The organism is Rhizobium aouanii, from assembly GCF_037002925.1.
In the GTDB taxonomy this organism is placed as follows: domain Bacteria; phylum Pseudomonadota; class Alphaproteobacteria; order Rhizobiales; family Rhizobiaceae; genus Rhizobium; species Rhizobium aouanii.
The window spans coordinates 24154-40701 of record NZ_JBAMYD010000031.1; the positions used below are offsets into that span (position 1 = coordinate 24154).

The window sequence follows — 16548 nt, forward strand, 5'->3', positions numbered from 1 at the left end:
TTTTTTTATGCCCGAAATTCGGGCTTCCGGCCACAAACGCAATCCCAGCATCAAACGGAACAGACAGATGAGCACGGACAATCAGGCGGCAGGCAATCGGATGACGGGGGCGGAGATCGTTCTCAAGGCGCTGAAGGACAATGGCGTCGAACATATCTTCGGCTATCCCGGCGGCGCCGTCCTGCCGATCTATGACGAGATTTTCCAGCAGGAGGATGTCAAGCACATCCTCGTCCGCCACGAGCAGGGGGCGGGCCATGCGGCCGAAGGTTACGCCCGCTCCACCGGCAAGGTCGGCGTCATGCTGGTGACCTCCGGTCCGGGCGCTACCAACGCCGTCACGCCGCTGCAGGATGCGCTGATGGATTCGATCCCGCTCGTCTGCCTGACCGGTCAGGTTCCGACCCCACTGATCGGCTCCGACGCCTTCCAGGAATGCGATACGGTCGGCATCACCCGGCCCTGCACCAAGCACAATTGGCTCGTCAAGGATGTCAACCAGCTCGCCGCCGTCATTCACGAGGCTTTCCGGATCGCCCAGTCCGGTCGTCCGGGCCCGGTCGTCGTCGATATTCCGAAAGACGTGCAGTTTGCGACCGGCACTTACACGCCGCCCGCCGATTACGCGATCCAGAAGAGCTACCAGCCGAAGATCCAGGGCGACCTCAACCAGATCCATGCCGCGATCGAACTGATGGCGAATGCGCGCCGTCCGATCATCTACTCCGGCGGCGGCGTCATCAATTCCGGCCCCGAGGCTTCCAAGCTGCTGCGCGAGCTGGTCGATCTCACCGATTTCCCGATCACTTCGACGCTGATGGGCCTCGGCGCCTATCCCGCTTCGGGCAAGAACTGGCTGAAGATGCTCGGCATGCACGGCTCCTACGAGGCCAATATGGCGATGCACGACTGCGACGTCATGGTCTGCATCGGCGCCCGTTTCGACGACCGCATCACCGGCCGTCTCAATGCCTTTTCGCCGAACTCGAAGAAGATCCATATCGATATCGATCCGTCCTCGATCAACAAGAACGTCCGGGTCGATATCGGCATTCGCGGCGATGTCGGCCATGTCCTCGAAGACATGGTCCGCCTGTGGCGGGCGCTGCCGAAGAAGCCGGAAAAGGGGCGCCTGGACGACTGGTGGACCGATATCGCCCGCTGGCGGGCACGCAACTCCTTCGCCTATACGAAGAGCAATGACGTCATCATGCCGCAATATGCGCTGGAGCGGCTCTTTGCCCATACCAAGGACCGCGATACTTACATCACCACCGAGGTCGGCCAGCACCAGATGTGGGCGGCACAGTTCTTCGGTTTCGAGGAGCCAAACCGCTGGATGACCTCGGGAGGCCTCGGCACGATGGGCTACGGTCTGCCGGCCGCGCTTGGCGTGCAGATCGCCCATCCCGACAGCCTCGTCATCGACATTGCCGGCGACGCCTCGATACAGATGTGTATCCAGGAAATGTCGGCAGCGATCCAGCATGATGCGCCGATCAAGATCTTTATCATGAACAACCAGTATATGGGCATGGTGCGCCAGTGGCAGCAGCTGCTGCACGGCAACCGTCTCTCCAATTCCTATACCGAAGCAATGCCCGATTTCGTCAAGCTGGCGGAGGCCTATGGCGCTGTCGGCCTGCGCTGCGAAAAGCCGGATGCGCTTGATGACACCATTCTGGAGATGATCGAGGTCAGAAAGCCTGTCATCTTCGATTGCCGCGTCGCCAATCTCGCCAATTGCTTCCCGATGATCCCCTCGGGCAAGGCCCATAACGAAATGCTGCTGCCGGACGAAGCCACCGACGAAGCGGTCGCCAATGCGATCGACGCCAAGGGCCGCGCGCTCGTCTGATCAGGGAAGGAACCAAGACCATGAACGCACACCTACAGCCCACGGGCTCCGCTTATTTCATCTCGCCGGAAACGGCGGCGGTCGAAAGCCACACGCTTTCGGTTCTCGTCGACAACGAACCGGGCGTTCTTGCCCGGGTCATCGGCCTGTTTTCCGGCCGCGGCTACAATATCGAGAGCCTGACAGTCTCCGAGACCGAGCATCAGGCGCATCTTTCCCGCATCACGGTCGTCACTCGCGGCACGCCGCAGGTGCTGGAGCAGATCAAAGCGCAACTGGAACGCATCGTGCCGGTGCACCGCGTCGTCGATCTGACGGTGCGTGCCCGCGAGCTTGGCCAGGACCGCCCGATCGAACGCGAAGTGGCGCTGATCAAGGTGATCGGCGAGGGCGAGATGCGCGCCGAGACGCTGCGCCTTGCCGATGCCTTCCATGCCAAGGTGGTGGATGCGACGGTCGGTCACTTCATTCTGGAGATCACCGGCAAATCATCGAAGATCGACCAATTCGTGGCGATCATGAAGCCGCTTGGCCTCATCGAGGTGTGCCGTACCGGCATTGCGGCAATGAACCGCGGCGCGCAGGGGATGTAAACCCGGCACCGCAACGGTGTTGAAAGCCGCTGGAGATCAGAGCATTTCCAGCGGCTTTTTCTTTGCCGGCGACGGGAAAGCGGCGTCGAGCGCTTGCCAGTCCTCCTCGGTGATCTCAAGCGAGACGCAGTCACGGTTTTCGGCCGCTCGTTTGGCACTCGACGTCTTCGGGATGACGATGACGCCGTCGCGTTCCAGCAGGAAAGCGAGCGCCAGCTGGGCGGGCGTTGCCTGATAGGCCTTGGCGATGCGGATCAGTTCGGGATGGTGCAGGATATTTCCCTGCTCGATCGGCGAATAGGCCATGACGGGGATCTTGCGGCTCTGACACCAGGGCAGCAGGTCGAATTCGATGCCGCGGCGGGAGAGATTGTAGAGCACCTGGTTGGCGGCGACATTGGCGCCGTCGGGCACGCGGAGCAGTTCTTCCATGTCGTCGGTGTCGAAGTTGGAGACGCCCCAGGCACCGATCTTGCCGGATGCCTTCAGGGTTTCGAAGGCCGCGACGGTCTCTGTGAGCGGATGGTTGCCGCGCCAGTGGAGCAGATAGAGATCGATGCGGTCGGTGCCCAGCCGCTCAAGGCTGTGTTCGCAGGCTTCGATCGTGCCGTTCAGGCTGGCATTCCAGGGATAGACCTTGCTGACGATGAAGACTTCGTCGCGCCGTCCTTTGATCGCCTGGCCGACGATCTCCTCGGCGCCGCCGTCGCCGTACATTTCTGCAGTATCGATCAGCGTCATGCCGAGATCGAGGCCGGCCCTCAGGCTTTCGATCTCCGCTTTGGCATGGCCGGCATCCTCGCCCATCGCCCAGGTTCCCTGGCCGAGCGCCGGCACTTCTACGCCGTTCGGGAAGGTGATTGTCGGAATCCGGTTGTCTTGCATGATCTTTTCCATATTGCAGGAGATTGCGGCGAATTCTTATCTTTCAAGTAATCCTGTCACCATGACAATGATGCAATGGTATGGGCCACTTAGGACAGTTATGCTGACCTAAATAAGCAGGCCGCAGAAAGCTGGCTTCGGGAGGTCGCATGCCGCTGGATACATTTCTCGCCCTCGTTCTCTTCGCCTTCACGACCTCGATCACGCCGGGACCGAACAATATGATGCTCTTCGCATCGGGCGTGAATTTCGGCTTTCGCAGGACGATCCCGCATATGTTCGGCATCGGCGTGGGTTTCTTCTCGCTGCTGATCGGCGTCGGCCTTGGGCTTGGCGCGCTGCTGCACACGGTGCCTTTGGTCTATACGGCGCTGAAATTTGCGGGCGGCGCCTATCTCCTCTGGATCGCCTGGAAGATCGCCTCGTCGCGCGCGCTCAGCGAAGGCAGGAGCGGTGTCGAGCCGATGTCCTTCTTCGCAGCGGCCGCCTTCCAGTGGGTCAACCCGAAAGCCTGGGTGATGGCGGTCACCGCGATGGCGACCTACACCAATCCGCAACTCTACCTGGTGAGCGTGCTGATCGTCGGTCTCGCTTTCGCGGCAGTCAATGTGCCCAGCGTTTCGACATGGGCAGGCTTCGGCTCGGCGCTGAGGGAATGGCTGTCCGATCCGGTGCGGCTGAAATGGTTCAATATCAGCATGGCGGTGTTGTTGGTGCTAAGCCTCTGGCCGATGCTAAAATAGAGTGATTGCCGGCTTCATGAGCATCAGCCAGAAAATGCCGATGACAGCGAAGAAGGCCGGAAAACCGCAGGCGAACCAGATGCGGTAAAGGCTGAAATAGGCTGGTGGCAGTGCTTTTCCCGCCGCTGCTGCGGCGCGGGCATGATCGCGCAAGCGGATCTGGATCCAGACGACCGGCAGCCAGAACAGGCCGGTCACGACATAGAGCAGCAGCGAAAGCGCAATCCATCCCTCCGACAAGTCCCAACCGATCGACCGGGCCAGCAGATAGCCGGTCACCGGCTGGAGAATGGCGGCGGTGGCGGTGAAGAGGGTGTCGGCGACCACCACAGTTGCCGCAACATGAGCGATCAGCTTGGGATCGCGTGTCCGGTGCGCCATCACCATGAAGAAGGCGATGCCGGCGCCAGTGCCGAAGAGCACGGTCGCGCCGATGACATGGGCAAGCAGCAGCCATTCCTCAAGCATTAGCGTTCATCCAGCGTGGAAAGTGCGGTGAGCGTCAGCAGGATCGATGGCAGCACCTTGACGAGTGGACCAAGAGGATCGAGCCAGAGTGCGGGTTCGAGCAGACTGGCGCCGGCAAGATAGGTGAACGACACGGCCATCATGCCGAGAAGGGCACGTTTCGCCAGCGGGCGAAGGAGGACGGCGGCGCCGAGAGCGATGTCGATCAGGCAGGTTGCAAGCGTCAGCGCCGTGGCTGCGGCCTGAGGCATGAACGGCAGGAAGTGAGCGGATGTCTTCTCCAGCGTCAGCAGCGGGATCAAACCTGAGAGCAGCCAGAAAGCGGATAGGCCCGATATGACGAGCGGCTTCAGAAGATAGAGCCTGGCAAACCAGAGATCCTGTACGCCGGACGGATTGGCCGAGAGCGTTGCTGCCGCGGGTGTTGTGGCAAGGCTGCTCCCTGTTTTCGAGCTCCGCACGCCTTCGGACATGACAGTCATCGCCGTCGAGCGCAGCGGCGAACGCCAGCCGAGGAGGCCTGATATATCGGCCAGCCACGTCACCGGCCTGGAAAACCAGCCGGGAAGGGCGAACACGCGGGCGGGCGGCAGGCCGAGCCACTGGCGGTGAAGGCGGACGAGATCGGCGAGCGGTAGAACTTCGTCGGCGGCAAGATAGATATCGCCGGAGATGCCGCCGGAGACTGCCCGCGACACGGCTTCTGCCACATCGTCCACTGAAAGTGTTTCGACCGGACTTTCGGCATGGACCAGTGGCAGCACGCAGGGAAAGGCGGCAAGCGCCCGCAGCAGCGCCGAGCCGCCATGGGCATTGCGGCCGAGAACGAGGGCAGGGCGCAGGATGAGGTGAGGCAGACCGCTTGTCGCCAGCGCCTCGTCGGCCCGCCGCTTGGTAGCGAGGAAGGGCAGATCACCAGCGGCTCCCGTCGTCCTTGCCGATATCTGCACGATCAGCGGGCGCGACGAGCGTTTTGCGGCGGAATAGAGCGCCAGCATCGCCTCTGCCTGGGTGGCCGACAGATCATCCGAGAGGCCGTCCTGCAGAGCGCCGGCGCAATTGACGACGACATGCTGGTCCTTAAGGATCTCGTCCCAATCCGTTGGTTTCGTCATGCGCGAGAGATCTGCGCGCTGCCAGTCGATCGCCGGCTGTTTCAGGCGTGCACGCGCGGGATTGCGGCCGATGCCGGTGACGGCGTGGCCGTCGGCAACGAGCCGGGCCGCGACGACGGAGCCTATGAAGCCGGTTGCGCCGAGAATCAGAATGTTCATGGCAGGAGATTAGCGGAAAAGCGCATGAGACATAGAAGAGCTTGGGCGCAGAGAAGGGCTTGGCGGATGCGCGGTGTATGCTAGAAAGAGGAAGATGTTTCGAGGGATGCGTTGGTAGCGCGCGGCCTTGCTTCATTCCCCCTTCTCCCCAGCGGGGAGAAGATGCCGGCAGGCAGATGAGGGGGTGAGCGGCGAAAGCCGCGAATGCACGAAGCGTAAGCGAAGGGCAACAATGACGGGTCTGCTGTGCGGCCCCCTCATCCGACCCTACGGGCCACCTTCTCCCCGCTGGGGAGAAGAGGGAGCAAGCCTCGGACTTCGCTGTTCCTCAGACCGCCCTCAAAGAGAAGGGGCGGAAATTGCTTGTCTGCAGTTAAGGGAGGATCTCGCCTTGCACGACGACCACAATCACGCCCACGGGCATGATCATGACAACCACTATTCCGACATGCAGGCGCGCGTGAAGGCGCTGGAAACGCTGCTGACGGAGAAGGGGCTCATCGATCCGGCAGCGATCGACGCGATCGTCGAGACCTACGAGACGAAGGTGGGGCCGAGGAACGGCGCGCATGTCGTCGCCAAGGCCTGGAGCGATCCTGATTTCGCCGACTGGCTGAAGCGTGATGCGACGGCGGCCATTGCCAGCCTCGGCTATACCGGCCGACAGGGCGAGCATATGCGCGCCGTCTTCAATACGGCCGAGACCCATAATCTCGTCGTCTGCACGCTCTGCTCCTGTTATCCCTGGTCGGTGCTCGGCCTGCCGCCGATCTGGTACAAGGCGCCGGCCTATCGTTCGCGCGCCGTCATCGATCCGCGCGGCGTGCTGGCCGAATTCGGGCTGACGCTGCCTGAGGATAAGAAGGTCCGCGTCTGGGATTCGACGGCGGAGCTGCGTTACCTCGTCATTCCCGAGCGGCCCGAAGGGACCGACGGAATGGACGAGCAGGCGCTCGCTGGCCTCGTCAGCCGCGATGCGATGATCGGTACGGCCGTTGCCGGCAAGCCGGAGAGCTTGACATGAACGGACCGCACGATCTCGGCGGGCAGATGGGGTTCGGACCTGTCGCGCCCGAAAAGGACGAGCCTTATTTCCATGCCGAATGGGAAAAGCGGGCGCTCGGCATCACGCTTTCCTGCGGCGCTTTCGGCGCCTGGACCATCGACGAAAGCCGGCACGCGCGCGAGAATATTCCGCCGGCCGCTTATCTCGCCGCCAGCTATTACGAGATCTGGATCCGCGGCATCGACAAGCTGCTCGAACGGCATGGCTTTGCGACTCGCGCGGAATTGCTGTCCGGTCATGCGCAGCAGCCAGGAGCCGTTCCGAAGCGGGTGCTGAAGGCGGACATGGTGCCCGGCGTTCTTGCGAAGGGCGGGCCTTGCGATCGTCCTGTTAAGACCGCGCCGCGCTTCGTGGCCGGCGAAGGGGTGAAGATAAAGAATTTCAATCCAGTAACACATACGCGCCTGCCGCGTTATGCCCGAGCCAAAACAGGCGTGGTCGAGGCAGTGCAGGGTGCTTTCGTCTTCCCTGACGACAATGCGCATGGCGAGGGCGAAAACCCGCAATGGCTCTATACGGTCGTTTTCGACGGCGCGGAGCTTTGGGGTGGAGATGCCGATCCCACGCTGACCGTGTCGATCGATGCTTGGGAGAGCTATCTTGAGCCGGCATGAAATGTCGCCGCTGACGCAATCGTCCGGGCTGCCGAGGTCGCCGGAGGGCGAGCCGGTTTTTCCGGAACCATGGGCGGCCGAAGCTTTCGCCATGACCGTGCACCTGCACGCAAAAGGCCTGTTCAGCTGGAGCGAATGGGCTGAAACGCTTTCCGCGCAATTGCACAAGCCTGGCCGGGCCGAAGATGGCAGCGACTATTTCGACTGCTGGGTGGCTGCACTCTGCGACCTTATCGTCGACAACGGCATCGCCGATGCGGAAACGATCCTGGCACTGCAACAGAGCTGGCAGCGGGCGGCGGAGGCGACGCCGTATGGACGGCCGATCGAGCTCGGCAACGATCCCTCACGCTGATCCTTAGAGCGGTTCAGCTGTTCACGGAAGCGCAGAACCGCTCTAAGTCTTTGTTTTCTACGTAATTCCGGACGGAAAACCGCTTCGCACTTTTCCTGGAATTACTCTACGACGGGAATTGCCGGTAGCACTCCTCGGCTACCTGACGCAGCGTCTCGCGGGAGATTTCGCCGGTCACGGCATAACCGAGTTCGCCGTCGATCCAATAGAAGGTTTCAAGATTGCCCGATGAGGCGAAGCGGAAGCTCGTCGTGCGGTTCTCCGTGTTGCGGCCGACCATGACGGTCAGGCGCTCGCCGGCCTGGTTTTCATACATGAACATCGCGCCCGGCCTGCCGTCGACCGGCAGCAGGCGGCCGCCGACTAGCTTGAAGCCGAGCGGCTGCAGGTTCGGAATCTTGAGGTTCTGGATTGCCAGGCGCTTGCCGAGCCAGCTGGCGAGGTGGACCTCCTCGTTTGCGAAGACCTCGACAGGGTGGCGAACCTCGGCGGCATAGACCGTAAACGCGGTCTGGGCCTGTTTTGGCAGGGTTTCGGAGCCGGCAAGCTGCAGTTCCGGCTTTTCCAGAAGTGCGGGGCCATAATGGCCGCTGACGGCACCGAGCGTGAAGACGAGGAGGGCTGATGCGGCAATCGCCCAGCGTTTCGGTCCCGATGAAACGGCGCGCGGGGGGACGACGAGTAGCGGATCGGTGTCCTTTGCCTTTTCATAACCGGCAAACAGCGACCGGATCGCTCCATTCTGCGCTTGCCAGCCAGCGACCATCGCCGCCTCGTCCGGGTTTTCGGCAAGGTAAGCCTCGATGCGGGCGCGCGCTGTTTCCGGCAGCTGGTCGTCGGCATAGGCGTGAAGGTCGGCTTCGGTGACGCTCGGATTGGTCTCGTTCATTTCGGTCTCCGAAGCGTAATGATGTTGTCGGCCTTCAATCGCTCGGCGACGCGCCGGCGGGCGCGCGACAGGCGGGACATGACGGTGCCGATCGGGATATCGAGCGCGGCTGCGACCTCGCCATAGGTGTATCCCTCGATGACCACGAGCATCAGCACAGCGCGGTGTTCCTCCGAAAGGCTGTTCAGCGCATCGTCCAGCCGAGCACGTTCCAGCGGATCGGCCGGCGGTTCGGGCACGGCCAGATTTTCTGCGGCATCGAGCTCGACAAGGCCATCGCGCGTCTTGCCGCGCCGGCCGTTGCGGTAGAGATTGGTCATGATGGTCAGGACCCAGCCGCGCAGGTTGAGGCCGCGCCATTGGCCGCGGCGCGTGAGAACCTTTTCGACGCAATCCTGGAGCAGATCCTCGCTATCGGCATCCGAACGAGTCAGGCTGCGCGAATAGCGCCTGAGCGAGGGCAGGAGGGCCAGGATCTGGCCCTCGAAGGTTTCGGGTGCGGGTATCTTCATGCCGGCTCTCTTGGCATCAGGGCCCCTGCAATCAAGGTTTGGCGAGATCCCAGTTGCCGCCGACGCCGTCGCCGGTGATGTCGCCCATCTTCGTGTCCTTGACCCAGAAATAGAGCGGCATGCCGTCCTTGGCCCATTGCTTCGTGCCATCCTTGCGATCGACGATCGAATATGCACCATCAGCCTTGGCATCGGAAGCCGCCATCAGCGGCGGCCAGTTCTTGGCGCAATCGTCGTAGCAGTTGGAAACGCCCTTGACGTCCTTCTTGAAGGTGTAGAGGGTCATGCCGTTTTCGCCGGCAAGCACCTTGCCCTTGGCGGAGTCGACTTCCTTGACGGGAGCAGCGGCGAAAGCAGCGGTCGCGGCAAGGGCGGCGGCGGCCACGACGGACAGGAATTTCACGGTTCTCATGATGTCTCTCCTCAGATTGGGCACGCAATCTTGCGGTACCTGAGATGAGACACGTGGCGCGGTGGTTTTATTCCAGGTGCGGCAAAAGTTTCATGGCGGGCGCGGTGGGCCGAAGCCCGTTTCGCCCGCGCATGTCGCCTCAGGCGCCTTGCCGGCTATTCTCCGGTGGCGGTCGCCGCCGCCATGTCGACCCAGACCGCTTCGAATATATGGCCATCGGGATCTTCGAAGGCACGGTTGTAGAGCCAACCCATGTCCGTCGGCGCGCGCGGATCGGCTTTGCCCCCGGCAACTCCGGCCGCCTCGACGATGGCGTCCACCTCTTCGCGGCTGTCCATCGTCAGCGCGATCAGCACTTCGCTCGCCTTCTGCGCTTCGGCAACGGGTTTTGGCGTGAAGGTCGCGAAGAAATCGCGCGTCAGCAGATGGAAGAAGATGGCGTCGGACCAAACCATGTTCGACGCCTGATGGTCGCTGAACTGTTCGTTCTTGCTGCAGCCGATCGCTTCATAGAAGCGGGTCGCAGCAGCAAAGTCTTTCACCGGCAGGTTCACGAAAATCATCTTCGGCATGGCAGTTCTCTCCTCTTCCTTTGTCTTCCGGGTTTTGACGTCGAGGCTTTGTTTTCCAGGCGGCGGCTCGGCTCACACAAATTCCTGCACGATCGTGTCGCTGGCATGAATACAGACGATTTCGAGCCGTCCGGTGCCGACATTCTCGAAGCGGTGGGGAATGTTGGCGGCCACGACGACGATATCGCCGGGAAAGGCGCGGGTCTTGGCGTCACCTACGGTGAACTCGGCTTCGCCTTTCCTGACGGCCCACGTTTCGGAGTAGGGGTGGACATGAAGGTCGGGTCCCTGGCCGGGCTCATTGTCGACCAGGAAAAGCGAAATCTCGCCACCATGATCGCGGCCTTCGAAGCGGACCGTGCGGCTCTGATCGGGTCGCGGTTCCTGGTGGCGAAGAATCCTGAACATCACGTGCCTCCTGCTGGTGCTGTCTATGAACATAAAACTATCTTCTCGAGAAGAGATATTCCCAAGCTATCTTCCTGTCAAGATATCTTCCGTAACTCGGATAGAAGGTGTATGTCTCGCTTGTGGTGATATGAGGCAGAGAATGATGAATGGAACTAAAGGGGACGGTGGCCGCCCCGGGGACGGTGACCGCCTCGGGGACGAGGACTGCCCTGGGGAGGACCACGTCGACCGGCTGCGACGGCAATGGGCGTTAGAACTGCCCGACCTCGACACGGAGCCGATGGCGATCCTGGGACGGGCCTTCCGGCTGTCGAACCTGGTGCGTCCCAGTATCGAGGCAACATTTGCCGATTTTGGCCTCGACCGCGGCGAATTCGACGTGATCGCAACGCTGCGCCGTTCCGGGCCACCTTACCGGCTAACCCCCACGGACATGTATTCGGCGCTGATGATCTCCTCGGGAGGCCTGACTCACAGGCTCGACCGGCTGGAGAAGGCGGGACTGATCCGCCGGGAGAAATCGCCGCGGGACGGGCGCAGTGTGCTGGTGGCATTGACCGAGGCGGGTGCGGCACTCGCCGAAAAGGCTTTCCGCACCGACATGGCGAGCGAAGCTTCTTTCCTGCAGGCTCTTGACGGAAAGGAGCGCGAGGCGCTCGCGGCGCTGCTGCGCAAGCTGATCGCCGGAATTGAAAATGAGCAGGCGCGGGGAGAGGACGAGAACGGGGGCTGAGGGGAGCTGGACAGCCCCGCATCGCTCGCCGTTCAAGCAGCAACACGCTGCTTTTGCAGCTCATTTACATCGTGTCTGTTTTCGGATAGTATATGTCCTTAATTCCATTGGCGGAACCAGCCATCACACGAGTTGCTGAATGATCCTGAAAAGCCAGGTCGAGTGGGTGCTACACTGCTGCGCCATTCTCGCGGGCCTGCCAGAGGGCAGGTATCTTTCCACCAAGGCGCTCGCCGAGCTTCATGGTCTGCCGAAGGAATATCTCTCCAAGGCGCTGCAGAGCCTTTCGCAGGCATCGCTGGTCGAGACCACGCTCGGGCCGAGCGGCGGCTACCGGCTTGCCCGGGCTCCCTCGGATATCAACTTTCTCGAGATCGTCGAGGCGGTCGAGGGGAAGGCGCGCAGCTTCACCTGCACGAACATCCGGGAGAACAATCCCTGCCGGCCGGCCGGTTATTGCGACAGCAAGCCCTGCGCGGTCGCCCGCATCATGTGGGAAGCCGACGAGGCCTGGCGGGATACTCTGAGGCGCGTGCGGCTTTCCGATCTGGTCGGCACCTTGTCCGAGGAAGTGCCGGCCGACATTTGGCGGAGCACGTTCGAATGGGTGCTCAAGCGCGCCGGCTGAGCGGAGGTGCCGATTTCTATGCCTTGAAGATGGTCCTGATGGTCTTCAGGATGGCATGCGCACTGCGAGCATGTTCCGGGGGCAAGGAGGCGCCGTTGCGGAAACGCTCGGCGCGGCTGGCGAGTTGGTCGGCGATTTCTTCCGCCAGCGCCGGGCGTTCGCTTAGCAGCGGCGCGAAGGCCTCCTGGTCGATCTCATAGGCGGTCACGGGGGTCAGAGCCTCCAGGGTGCAGACTTCCTGCATGCCGGCGAGCAATCCGGTCTCTCCAAAAAAATCGCCCGGCGCGAGCCGTCCGCGTTCCTCGCCTGCGTTCCGCGCCGCGATGATACCGGCGCGCACCATCATCAGTGAGGGGAGCATTTCGTCCTCCCGCACGATCACATCGCCCTTGCGGAACTCCCGGACAGTCGTGGTTTCGGCGAGCCTGCGCTTTTCATCTGATGTCAGCGTCGTAAAGACCGGAATGGCCTCAATCAGGGCAAGCGGCGTTACGCTCGGCGGCTTTGCGCTTTCTTCCGTCGGCAGATCGGCGGTCAGCACCGTCGCCGACGGCGGAATGGCCAGCAGCAGGCCGGCGGATTTGCAATGGCGATAGACGAGATCGAGCACCTCGTTCCGCGCCGGCACCCGCTGGCTCGGGCTCGTCACCCGAAACTGCAGCTCGACCTCAAGCGCCGTGGCATCCAGCCCCTTCAGCGCAACGACCGGCGGCGGTTCGCGCACGATCGAATTGCAACTCGCAAGTGCCGTTGCCATGACGTGGCGGACCGATGCCGGCATGCGCGTCGGGGCGATGCGGATGGTGAGGATCAGAAGATGGGTCTCGTCCGGCCGGCTGACATTGGTCAGGCCGAGCTTCGCCAGAAAACTGTTCGGCAGAACGACGACATTGTTGGCACTGGTCAGGATGTGCGTCGCGCGCCAATTGCTTTCGACGACGCGCCCCTCCGTGCCGTCGCTGAGAAGGATCCAGTCGCCGATAATGTATGGCCGGCCGAGTGTCAGGGCGATGCCGGAGAAGACGTCAGCGAGCGTGTTCTGCAGCGCCAGGCCGAGAATGATGGCGACCACGCCCGAGGTCGCGACGAGGGTTCCGATCGGCACGCCGAAGACGAAGGCCAGAACCGACAGGGCCATGCCGATATAGACGACGCCGATAACCAGATCCTGGAGCAGGCGAGCCTCTCGCGGACTGCCCTCCAGCACCAGATAGAGCCTGATGAAACCGATGACGGCCCATGCCAGATGGATCCACCAGAGCGTTTTTGCGACGATGACCAGCAGGGCCCGCGGATCCTCGGACTCATATCCTTGAAACCGGTGGGGTTCGATGCCGCTGCCGACGAGGATCAGCGTCATTACTGCAAAGAAGATGATCTGCACCACCAGCCGCGTCGTCGGCCGGTGGCGGGAGAGCAGATGCCAGACGACGATTCCGGCGAATCCGACTGTTATCAAGGATATCAGAGGTTTGCCGAAGAGGGCGTCGTCAATCATCTCTCTGTCTCCGGGGTGCAGGCCGCACATGATTCAGCATCTCGTCCGCCCGCGCAAGCATCAGGCCTGCGCAGGCGGTATCGCATCGGCCCGAAAATCGGAACCGATTTTCGGAAAGCACGATGCGTAGATTCAAAGTGTTACAGCGTCCTTTGCGCGTCTGAAAGACGCGCGGCGCTGTAATGCTGATCGTTACTTCTTGAGCGGATAGGTCAGCTCTATCTGGTTGGTGTCGACGACGAAGACGGCGAGCAGGCGGGCGGGCTTGGTCTCGCTGTCGTTGGCGCTGACGCGATGACGGTCGCCCGGCATTTCGGAGAAGCTCTCTCCGGCCTGATAGACCTTGACCGGACCGTCATTGACCTGGCTGCGGATCGCTCCTTCGAGCACGGTGGCGTAGATGAAGGCGGTGTCGGGATGGGTGTGGCCTTCGGAGAAGCCACCCGGGCCGTATTCGACCAGCACGCCCTTGATGCTCTTACCCGGCACGTTCGGAAGCTCGTGCTCATAGACGAGTGTCACCTTCGCAGACTCGCTGCTGTCATGGGCGCTGACGCCGGTGGCAGCCGGAAAGGCGAGGGCGGCGGCGAGGAAAAATGTTCTGATCATCGGAATCTCCATGGTTGGTGGGTCGGGGAAGACGCGCCCGAGCGGTCGCGTCTTGAGGGCACGTCAATCATGTCCGCTGGGCGGACTTTGCGAACCACTGCTCGAAGGTGATCGAACCAAGCCGCGGATTGTCGTCGGAAACGAGCGACTGGTCGTTCAGTCTTGCGCCGAAATATCTCGCCTCGACATCAGCTTCGGTGGTGCGTGGGTCTTTCATGGCCTTCAGATAGCGGGCGACGAGCTCGCTGAGACGCGCCCGTTCCGGACCAGCGATCTCGAGCGTCGCGTTGGCGGGAGCAGAGAGGGCCACGTCCGCCATGGCGTCCGCCACGTCGTCGGACGCAATCGGCTGCACATAGGCCGGCGACAGGTGGACCGTCTGGCCGACCGTTCCCGATTGGGCGATGCCACTGAGGAATTCCATGAACTGCGTCGAATGGACGATGGTGTAGGGAATTCCCGATGCCTTGATCAGTTTTTCCTGGGCAAGCTTGCCGCGGAAATAGCCGCTTTCCTGCAGACGCTCGGTGCCGACGACGGAGAGGGCGATATGGTGCTTGACGCTGGCGAGTTTTTCGGCGGCGAGAAGATTGCGGCCCGAGGTCTCGAAAAATTCGAGCACGGCTTTATCCTCGAAGGATGGCGAATTGGCGAGGTCGAGCACGACTTCGGCGCCCGAGAGCGCCTCCGCCAGTCCTTCTCCCGTGATCGTGTTGACGCCTGAGTTCGGCGAGGCGGCGATCACGTCATGGCCGCGTTTGCGCAGGCGTTCGACAGTCTTCGAACCGATAAGGCCGGTTCCGCCGATGACAACGATTTTCATAACGGATCTCCGTTCGCTGCCGTGGTGCGGCAGCGTCAAAGGTGAATCTTCTCAATGAATTGCGCGGTTTAGTTCAGGCCAGCCTTATCGAGACCGTAGGCCTTGTCGGCCGTGCCGGGCACGGTCTTGAAGCCGACATTGACGCGGTTCCAGGCGTTGATCGCCATGACGACGAAAGTCAGATCCGAGATTTCCTTCTCGGAAAGCTGGCCGCGCACCCGTTCGTAAATCTCGTCTGGAACGCCGCCCTCGGGAAGCTTGGTCAGCGCTTCGGTCCAGGCAAGGGCTGCGCGCTCGCGGGGGATGAACAGGTTCGATTCCCGCCAGATGGCGACGTGGTAGAGCCGCAGTTCCGTCTCGCCGTGGATCTTGGCCTGCTTCACATGCATGTCGAGGCAAAAGCCGCATCCATTGATCTGCGAGGCGCGGATCTCGACGAGGGCCTGCAGCTTCTCGTCGATCACGCTGCTCTTCAGCGCCATGCTGAATTCCATGAATTTCTTGAAAAGCTCGGGGGACTGTTGGGCGTAGTTCAGTCGCTGGGTCATGTGTCTCTCCTTTAATTAAGGATATTAAATATCCTTATGGATAGAAGATATCCTTAATTGCTGGACTGTAAAGCCATTCTCGTTTAGTCTGGCTGCATAAAGCCTATGCGCAAAAGTATGAGGGGCAGGGGGATGGATATCGTTTCGGCATTGCGGACCTTTCAGCGCGTCGTGGAGACGGGTTCGTTTTCGGCGGCGGCGCACGATCTCGACGTGACGCAGCCGGCGGTCTCGCGACAGGTCGCGGCCCTCGAGGGCCATTTCAACACCCGCCTCCTGCATCGCACGACGAGTGGCCTGTCGCTGACGGCAGAGGGGGAGCGGATGCTGCCGATGGCGCTGCGGATTCTCGAAGCGGTTGAGGAGCTTGGCGATGCGGCCGGATCGGACGGCGCCATGGCCTCGGGAAAGGTCAGGCTCAGCGTTCCAGCACCACTCGGCCTCTATCTCAGCGAGCGGCTCGGCGATCTTCTCGCCGCCCATCCGAAGCTCTCGGTCGAACTCATCTTAAGGGAGCAGGGCTCTGATATGATCGAGGAGCGCCTGGATCTCGAAGTGCGCTTGGGCCAGGTCGCCGACAGCAGCCTCGTCTGCCGGCGGATCGGCTGGACGACGGCCTTCCTCGTCGCCTCGCCCGCCTATCTCGCGCGCAGGGCGGCCCCCCGCGCACCGAAGGAGATCAAGGACCATGAATGCCTGTGTTACAACAGGGCGGGCGAGGCCAATACCTGGTCCTTCTCGAACGGTTCGGAAGACATATCGGTCCGGATCTCGCCGCGGCTGACCGCCTGCAATGCGGTCGCCATCCACCGGGCAGCCCTTGCTGGAGCGGGTCTTGCGGTGCTTTCGCACATCATCGCGATGCCCGATATCGCCGCCGGCCGGCTGGTCCCCGTGATGAGGGATTTCCAGCCGAGCCGACTGCCGGTTACCGTCGTCTATCCCTCGCGGCGCAACATGGCGCTGCGCGTCAAGACGGTTCTGGATTTTCTCACCGAGGCTATGGGGCAGGACCCGTCGATGTGCGCCAGCGGCGCGGACCGGCAGTGGAACTGAT

Annotated in this window: 21 protein-coding genes; 9 read left to right on the forward strand and 12 right to left on the reverse strand. The window is 62.0% G+C overall.

Annotation, left to right across the window (positions count from 1 at the left end; all coding sequences use genetic code 11):
• Positions 1-67: 67 nt before the first annotated feature.
• Complete coding sequence (locus V8P77_RS33340; protein WP_335916591.1) at positions 68-1858, forward strand: acetolactate synthase 3 large subunit; 1791 nt, start codon at positions 68-70, stop codon at positions 1856-1858.
• Between the two features lie 20 nt (positions 1859-1878).
• Positions 1879-2451, forward strand: a complete 573-nt coding sequence (ilvN, locus tag V8P77_RS33345) for an acetolactate synthase small subunit (RefSeq protein ID WP_168310041.1) — start codon at positions 1879-1881, stop codon at positions 2449-2451.
• Between the two features lie 36 nt (positions 2452-2487).
• Here the strand turns inward: ilvN and V8P77_RS33350 are convergent, their stop codons facing one another.
• Positions 2488-3336, reverse strand: coding sequence for an aldo/keto reductase (locus tag V8P77_RS33350; protein WP_335916592.1), 849 nt, complete (start codon positions 3334-3336; stop codon positions 2488-2490).
• A 149-nt stretch (positions 3337-3485) separates the two neighbouring features.
• Here V8P77_RS33350 and V8P77_RS33355 point away from each other — a divergent pair, with 149 nt between their 5' ends.
• Positions 3486-4079, forward strand: a complete 594-nt coding sequence (locus tag V8P77_RS33355) for a LysE family translocator (protein ID WP_335916593.1) — start codon at positions 3486-3488, stop codon at positions 4077-4079.
• Here the strand turns inward: V8P77_RS33355 and V8P77_RS33360 are convergent.
• The gene (locus tag V8P77_RS33360) at positions 4071-4547 is read right to left on the reverse strand and encodes a DUF2269 family protein (RefSeq protein ID WP_335916594.1); all 477 of its coding nucleotides are present in this window, start codon (positions 4545-4547) and stop codon (positions 4071-4073) included. The genes V8P77_RS33355 and V8P77_RS33360 overlap by 9 nt on opposite strands.
• Positions 4547-5821, reverse strand: coding sequence for an SDR family oxidoreductase (locus V8P77_RS33365; RefSeq protein ID WP_335916595.1), 1275 nt, complete (start codon positions 5819-5821; stop codon positions 4547-4549). The genes V8P77_RS33360 and V8P77_RS33365 overlap by 1 nt, the downstream gene beginning before the upstream one ends.
• Positions 5822-6269: 448 nt before the next feature.
• On the opposite strand from V8P77_RS33365, the gene nthA reads away from it, so the two are divergent.
• Genes nthA through V8P77_RS33380 form a run of 3 tightly spaced genes read left to right on the forward strand, consistent with a single transcriptional unit; the run spans position 6270 to position 7856 of the window.
• Entirely contained in the window at positions 6270-6845 is a 576-nt protein-coding gene (nthA, locus tag V8P77_RS33370) for a nitrile hydratase subunit alpha (protein ID WP_335916617.1), read from the forward strand.
• Positions 6842-7501 carry a nitrile hydratase subunit beta gene (gene nthB, locus V8P77_RS33375; RefSeq protein ID WP_335916596.1) on the forward strand — a complete coding sequence of 220 codons (660 nt, stop codon included), beginning with the start codon at positions 6842-6844 and terminating at the stop codon, positions 7499-7501. The genes nthA and nthB overlap by 4 nt, the downstream gene beginning before the upstream one ends.
• Positions 7488-7856, forward strand: a complete 369-nt coding sequence (locus tag V8P77_RS33380; protein WP_335916597.1) for a nitrile hydratase accessory protein — start codon at positions 7488-7490, stop codon at positions 7854-7856. Before nthB ends, V8P77_RS33380 begins: the two co-directional genes overlap by 14 nt.
• Before the next feature lie 106 nt (positions 7857-7962).
• Here the strand turns inward: V8P77_RS33380 and V8P77_RS33385 are convergent, their stop codons facing one another.
• The 5 genes from V8P77_RS33385 to V8P77_RS33405 all read right to left on the reverse strand — a co-directional run bounded on the left by V8P77_RS33385 (position 7963) and on the right by V8P77_RS33405 (position 10649).
• Positions 7963-8745 (reverse strand): anti-sigma factor family protein, encoded by a 783-nt coding sequence (locus V8P77_RS33385; protein WP_335916598.1) that lies wholly within the window; start codon positions 8743-8745, stop codon positions 7963-7965.
• A complete protein-coding gene (locus tag V8P77_RS33390) occupies positions 8742-9257 on the reverse strand; it encodes an RNA polymerase sigma factor (RefSeq protein WP_335916599.1) in 516 nt (171 codons plus the stop codon). The genes V8P77_RS33385 and V8P77_RS33390 overlap by 4 nt, the downstream gene beginning before the upstream one ends.
• Positions 9258-9288: 31 nt before the next feature.
• A complete protein-coding gene (locus V8P77_RS33395; protein WP_335916600.1) occupies positions 9289-9669 on the reverse strand; it encodes a COG4315 family predicted lipoprotein in 381 nt (126 codons plus the stop codon).
• Between the two features lie 155 nt (positions 9670-9824).
• Positions 9825-10241 (reverse strand): VOC family protein, encoded by a 417-nt coding sequence (locus V8P77_RS33400; protein ID WP_335916601.1) that lies wholly within the window; start codon positions 10239-10241, stop codon positions 9825-9827.
• A 72-nt stretch (positions 10242-10313) separates the two neighbouring features.
• Positions 10314-10649, reverse strand: a complete 336-nt coding sequence (locus tag V8P77_RS33405; protein WP_032992058.1) for a cupin domain-containing protein — start codon at positions 10647-10649, stop codon at positions 10314-10316.
• 142 nt (positions 10650-10791) lie between these two features.
• On the opposite strand from V8P77_RS33405, the gene V8P77_RS33410 reads away from it, so the two are divergent.
• Both V8P77_RS33410 and V8P77_RS33415 read left to right on the forward strand, forming a co-directional pair.
• Positions 10792-11385, forward strand: coding sequence for a MarR family winged helix-turn-helix transcriptional regulator (locus tag V8P77_RS33410; RefSeq protein WP_335916602.1), 594 nt, complete (start codon positions 10792-10794; stop codon positions 11383-11385).
• 139 nt (positions 11386-11524) lie between these two features.
• A complete protein-coding gene (locus tag V8P77_RS33415) occupies positions 11525-12013 on the forward strand; it encodes an RrF2 family transcriptional regulator (protein WP_335916603.1) in 489 nt (162 codons plus the stop codon).
• Between the two features lie 16 nt (positions 12014-12029).
• Here V8P77_RS33415 and V8P77_RS33420 read toward each other — a convergent pair whose 3' ends face one another.
• From V8P77_RS33420 to V8P77_RS33435, 4 genes are all read right to left on the reverse strand, one after another.
• Positions 12030-13511, reverse strand: coding sequence for a cyclic nucleotide-binding domain-containing protein (locus tag V8P77_RS33420; RefSeq protein WP_335916604.1), 1482 nt, complete (start codon positions 13509-13511; stop codon positions 12030-12032).
• Between the two features lie 192 nt (positions 13512-13703).
• Entirely contained in the window at positions 13704-14120 is a 417-nt protein-coding gene (locus V8P77_RS33425) for a cupin domain-containing protein (protein ID WP_335916605.1), read from the reverse strand.
• A 67-nt stretch (positions 14121-14187) separates the two neighbouring features.
• Positions 14188-14943 (reverse strand): SDR family oxidoreductase, encoded by a 756-nt coding sequence (locus V8P77_RS33430; RefSeq protein WP_335916606.1) that lies wholly within the window; start codon positions 14941-14943, stop codon positions 14188-14190.
• A gap of 68 nt (positions 14944-15011) precedes the next feature.
• A complete protein-coding gene (locus V8P77_RS33435; RefSeq protein WP_003560866.1) occupies positions 15012-15491 on the reverse strand; it encodes a carboxymuconolactone decarboxylase family protein in 480 nt (159 codons plus the stop codon).
• Between the two features lie 132 nt (positions 15492-15623).
• Here V8P77_RS33435 and V8P77_RS33440 point away from each other — a divergent pair, with 132 nt between their 5' ends.
• Positions 15624-16547, forward strand: coding sequence for a LysR family transcriptional regulator (locus V8P77_RS33440; protein ID WP_335916607.1), 924 nt, complete (start codon positions 15624-15626; stop codon positions 16545-16547).
• Position 16548: the final 1 nt, after the last annotated feature.

Bases quoted from the DNA above. Each gene is read 5' to 3' on its own strand.
- V8P77_RS33400 (WP_335916601.1), bottom strand. From the start codon at position 10,241: ATGCCGAAGATGATTTTCGTGAACCTGCCGGTGAAAGACTTTGCTGCT.
- nthA (WP_335916617.1), top strand. From the start codon at position 6,270: ATGCAGGCGCGCGTGAAGGCGCTGGAAACGCTGCTGACGGAGAAGGGG.
- V8P77_RS33350 (WP_335916592.1), bottom strand. From the start codon at position 3,336: ATGCAAGACAACCGGATTCCGACAATCACCTTCCCGAACGGCGTAGAA.
- V8P77_RS33440 (WP_335916607.1), top strand. From the start codon at position 15,624: ATGGATATCGTTTCGGCATTGCGGACCTTTCAGCGCGTCGTGGAGACG.
- V8P77_RS33385 (WP_335916598.1), bottom strand. From the start codon at position 8,745: ATGAACGAGACCAATCCGAGCGTCACCGAAGCCGACCTTCACGCCTAT.
- V8P77_RS33390 (WP_335916599.1), bottom strand. From the start codon at position 9,257: ATGAAGATACCCGCACCCGAAACCTTCGAGGGCCAGATCCTGGCCCTC.
- V8P77_RS33355 (WP_335916593.1), top strand. From the start codon at position 3,486: ATGCCGCTGGATACATTTCTCGCCCTCGTTCTCTTCGCCTTCACGACC.
- V8P77_RS33360 (WP_335916594.1), bottom strand. From the start codon at position 4,547: ATGCTTGAGGAATGGCTGCTGCTTGCCCATGTCATCGGCGCGACCGTG.
- V8P77_RS33340 (WP_335916591.1), top strand. From the start codon at position 68: ATGAGCACGGACAATCAGGCGGCAGGCAATCGGATGACGGGGGCGGAG.
- V8P77_RS33430 (WP_335916606.1), bottom strand. From the start codon at position 14,943: ATGAAAATCGTTGTCATCGGCGGAACCGGCCTTATCGGTTCGAAGACT.
- V8P77_RS33410 (WP_335916602.1), top strand. From the start codon at position 10,792: ATGATGAATGGAACTAAAGGGGACGGTGGCCGCCCCGGGGACGGTGAC.
- V8P77_RS33420 (WP_335916604.1), bottom strand. From the start codon at position 13,511: ATGATTGACGACGCCCTCTTCGGCAAACCTCTGATATCCTTGATAACA.
- V8P77_RS33435 (WP_003560866.1), bottom strand. From the start codon at position 15,491: ATGACCCAGCGACTGAACTACGCCCAACAGTCCCCCGAGCTTTTCAAG.
- V8P77_RS33425 (WP_335916605.1), bottom strand. From the start codon at position 14,120: ATGATCAGAACATTTTTCCTCGCCGCCGCCCTCGCCTTTCCGGCTGCC.
- V8P77_RS33405 (WP_032992058.1), bottom strand. From the start codon at position 10,649: ATGTTCAGGATTCTTCGCCACCAGGAACCGCGACCCGATCAGAGCCGC.
- V8P77_RS33395 (WP_335916600.1), bottom strand. From the start codon at position 9,669: ATGAGAACCGTGAAATTCCTGTCCGTCGTGGCCGCCGCCGCCCTTGCC.
- nthB (WP_335916596.1), top strand. From the start codon at position 6,842: ATGAACGGACCGCACGATCTCGGCGGGCAGATGGGGTTCGGACCTGTC.
- V8P77_RS33365 (WP_335916595.1), bottom strand. From the start codon at position 5,821: ATGAACATTCTGATTCTCGGCGCAACCGGCTTCATAGGCTCCGTCGTC.
- ilvN (WP_168310041.1), top strand. From the start codon at position 1,879: ATGAACGCACACCTACAGCCCACGGGCTCCGCTTATTTCATCTCGCCG.
- V8P77_RS33415 (WP_335916603.1), top strand. From the start codon at position 11,525: ATGATCCTGAAAAGCCAGGTCGAGTGGGTGCTACACTGCTGCGCCATT.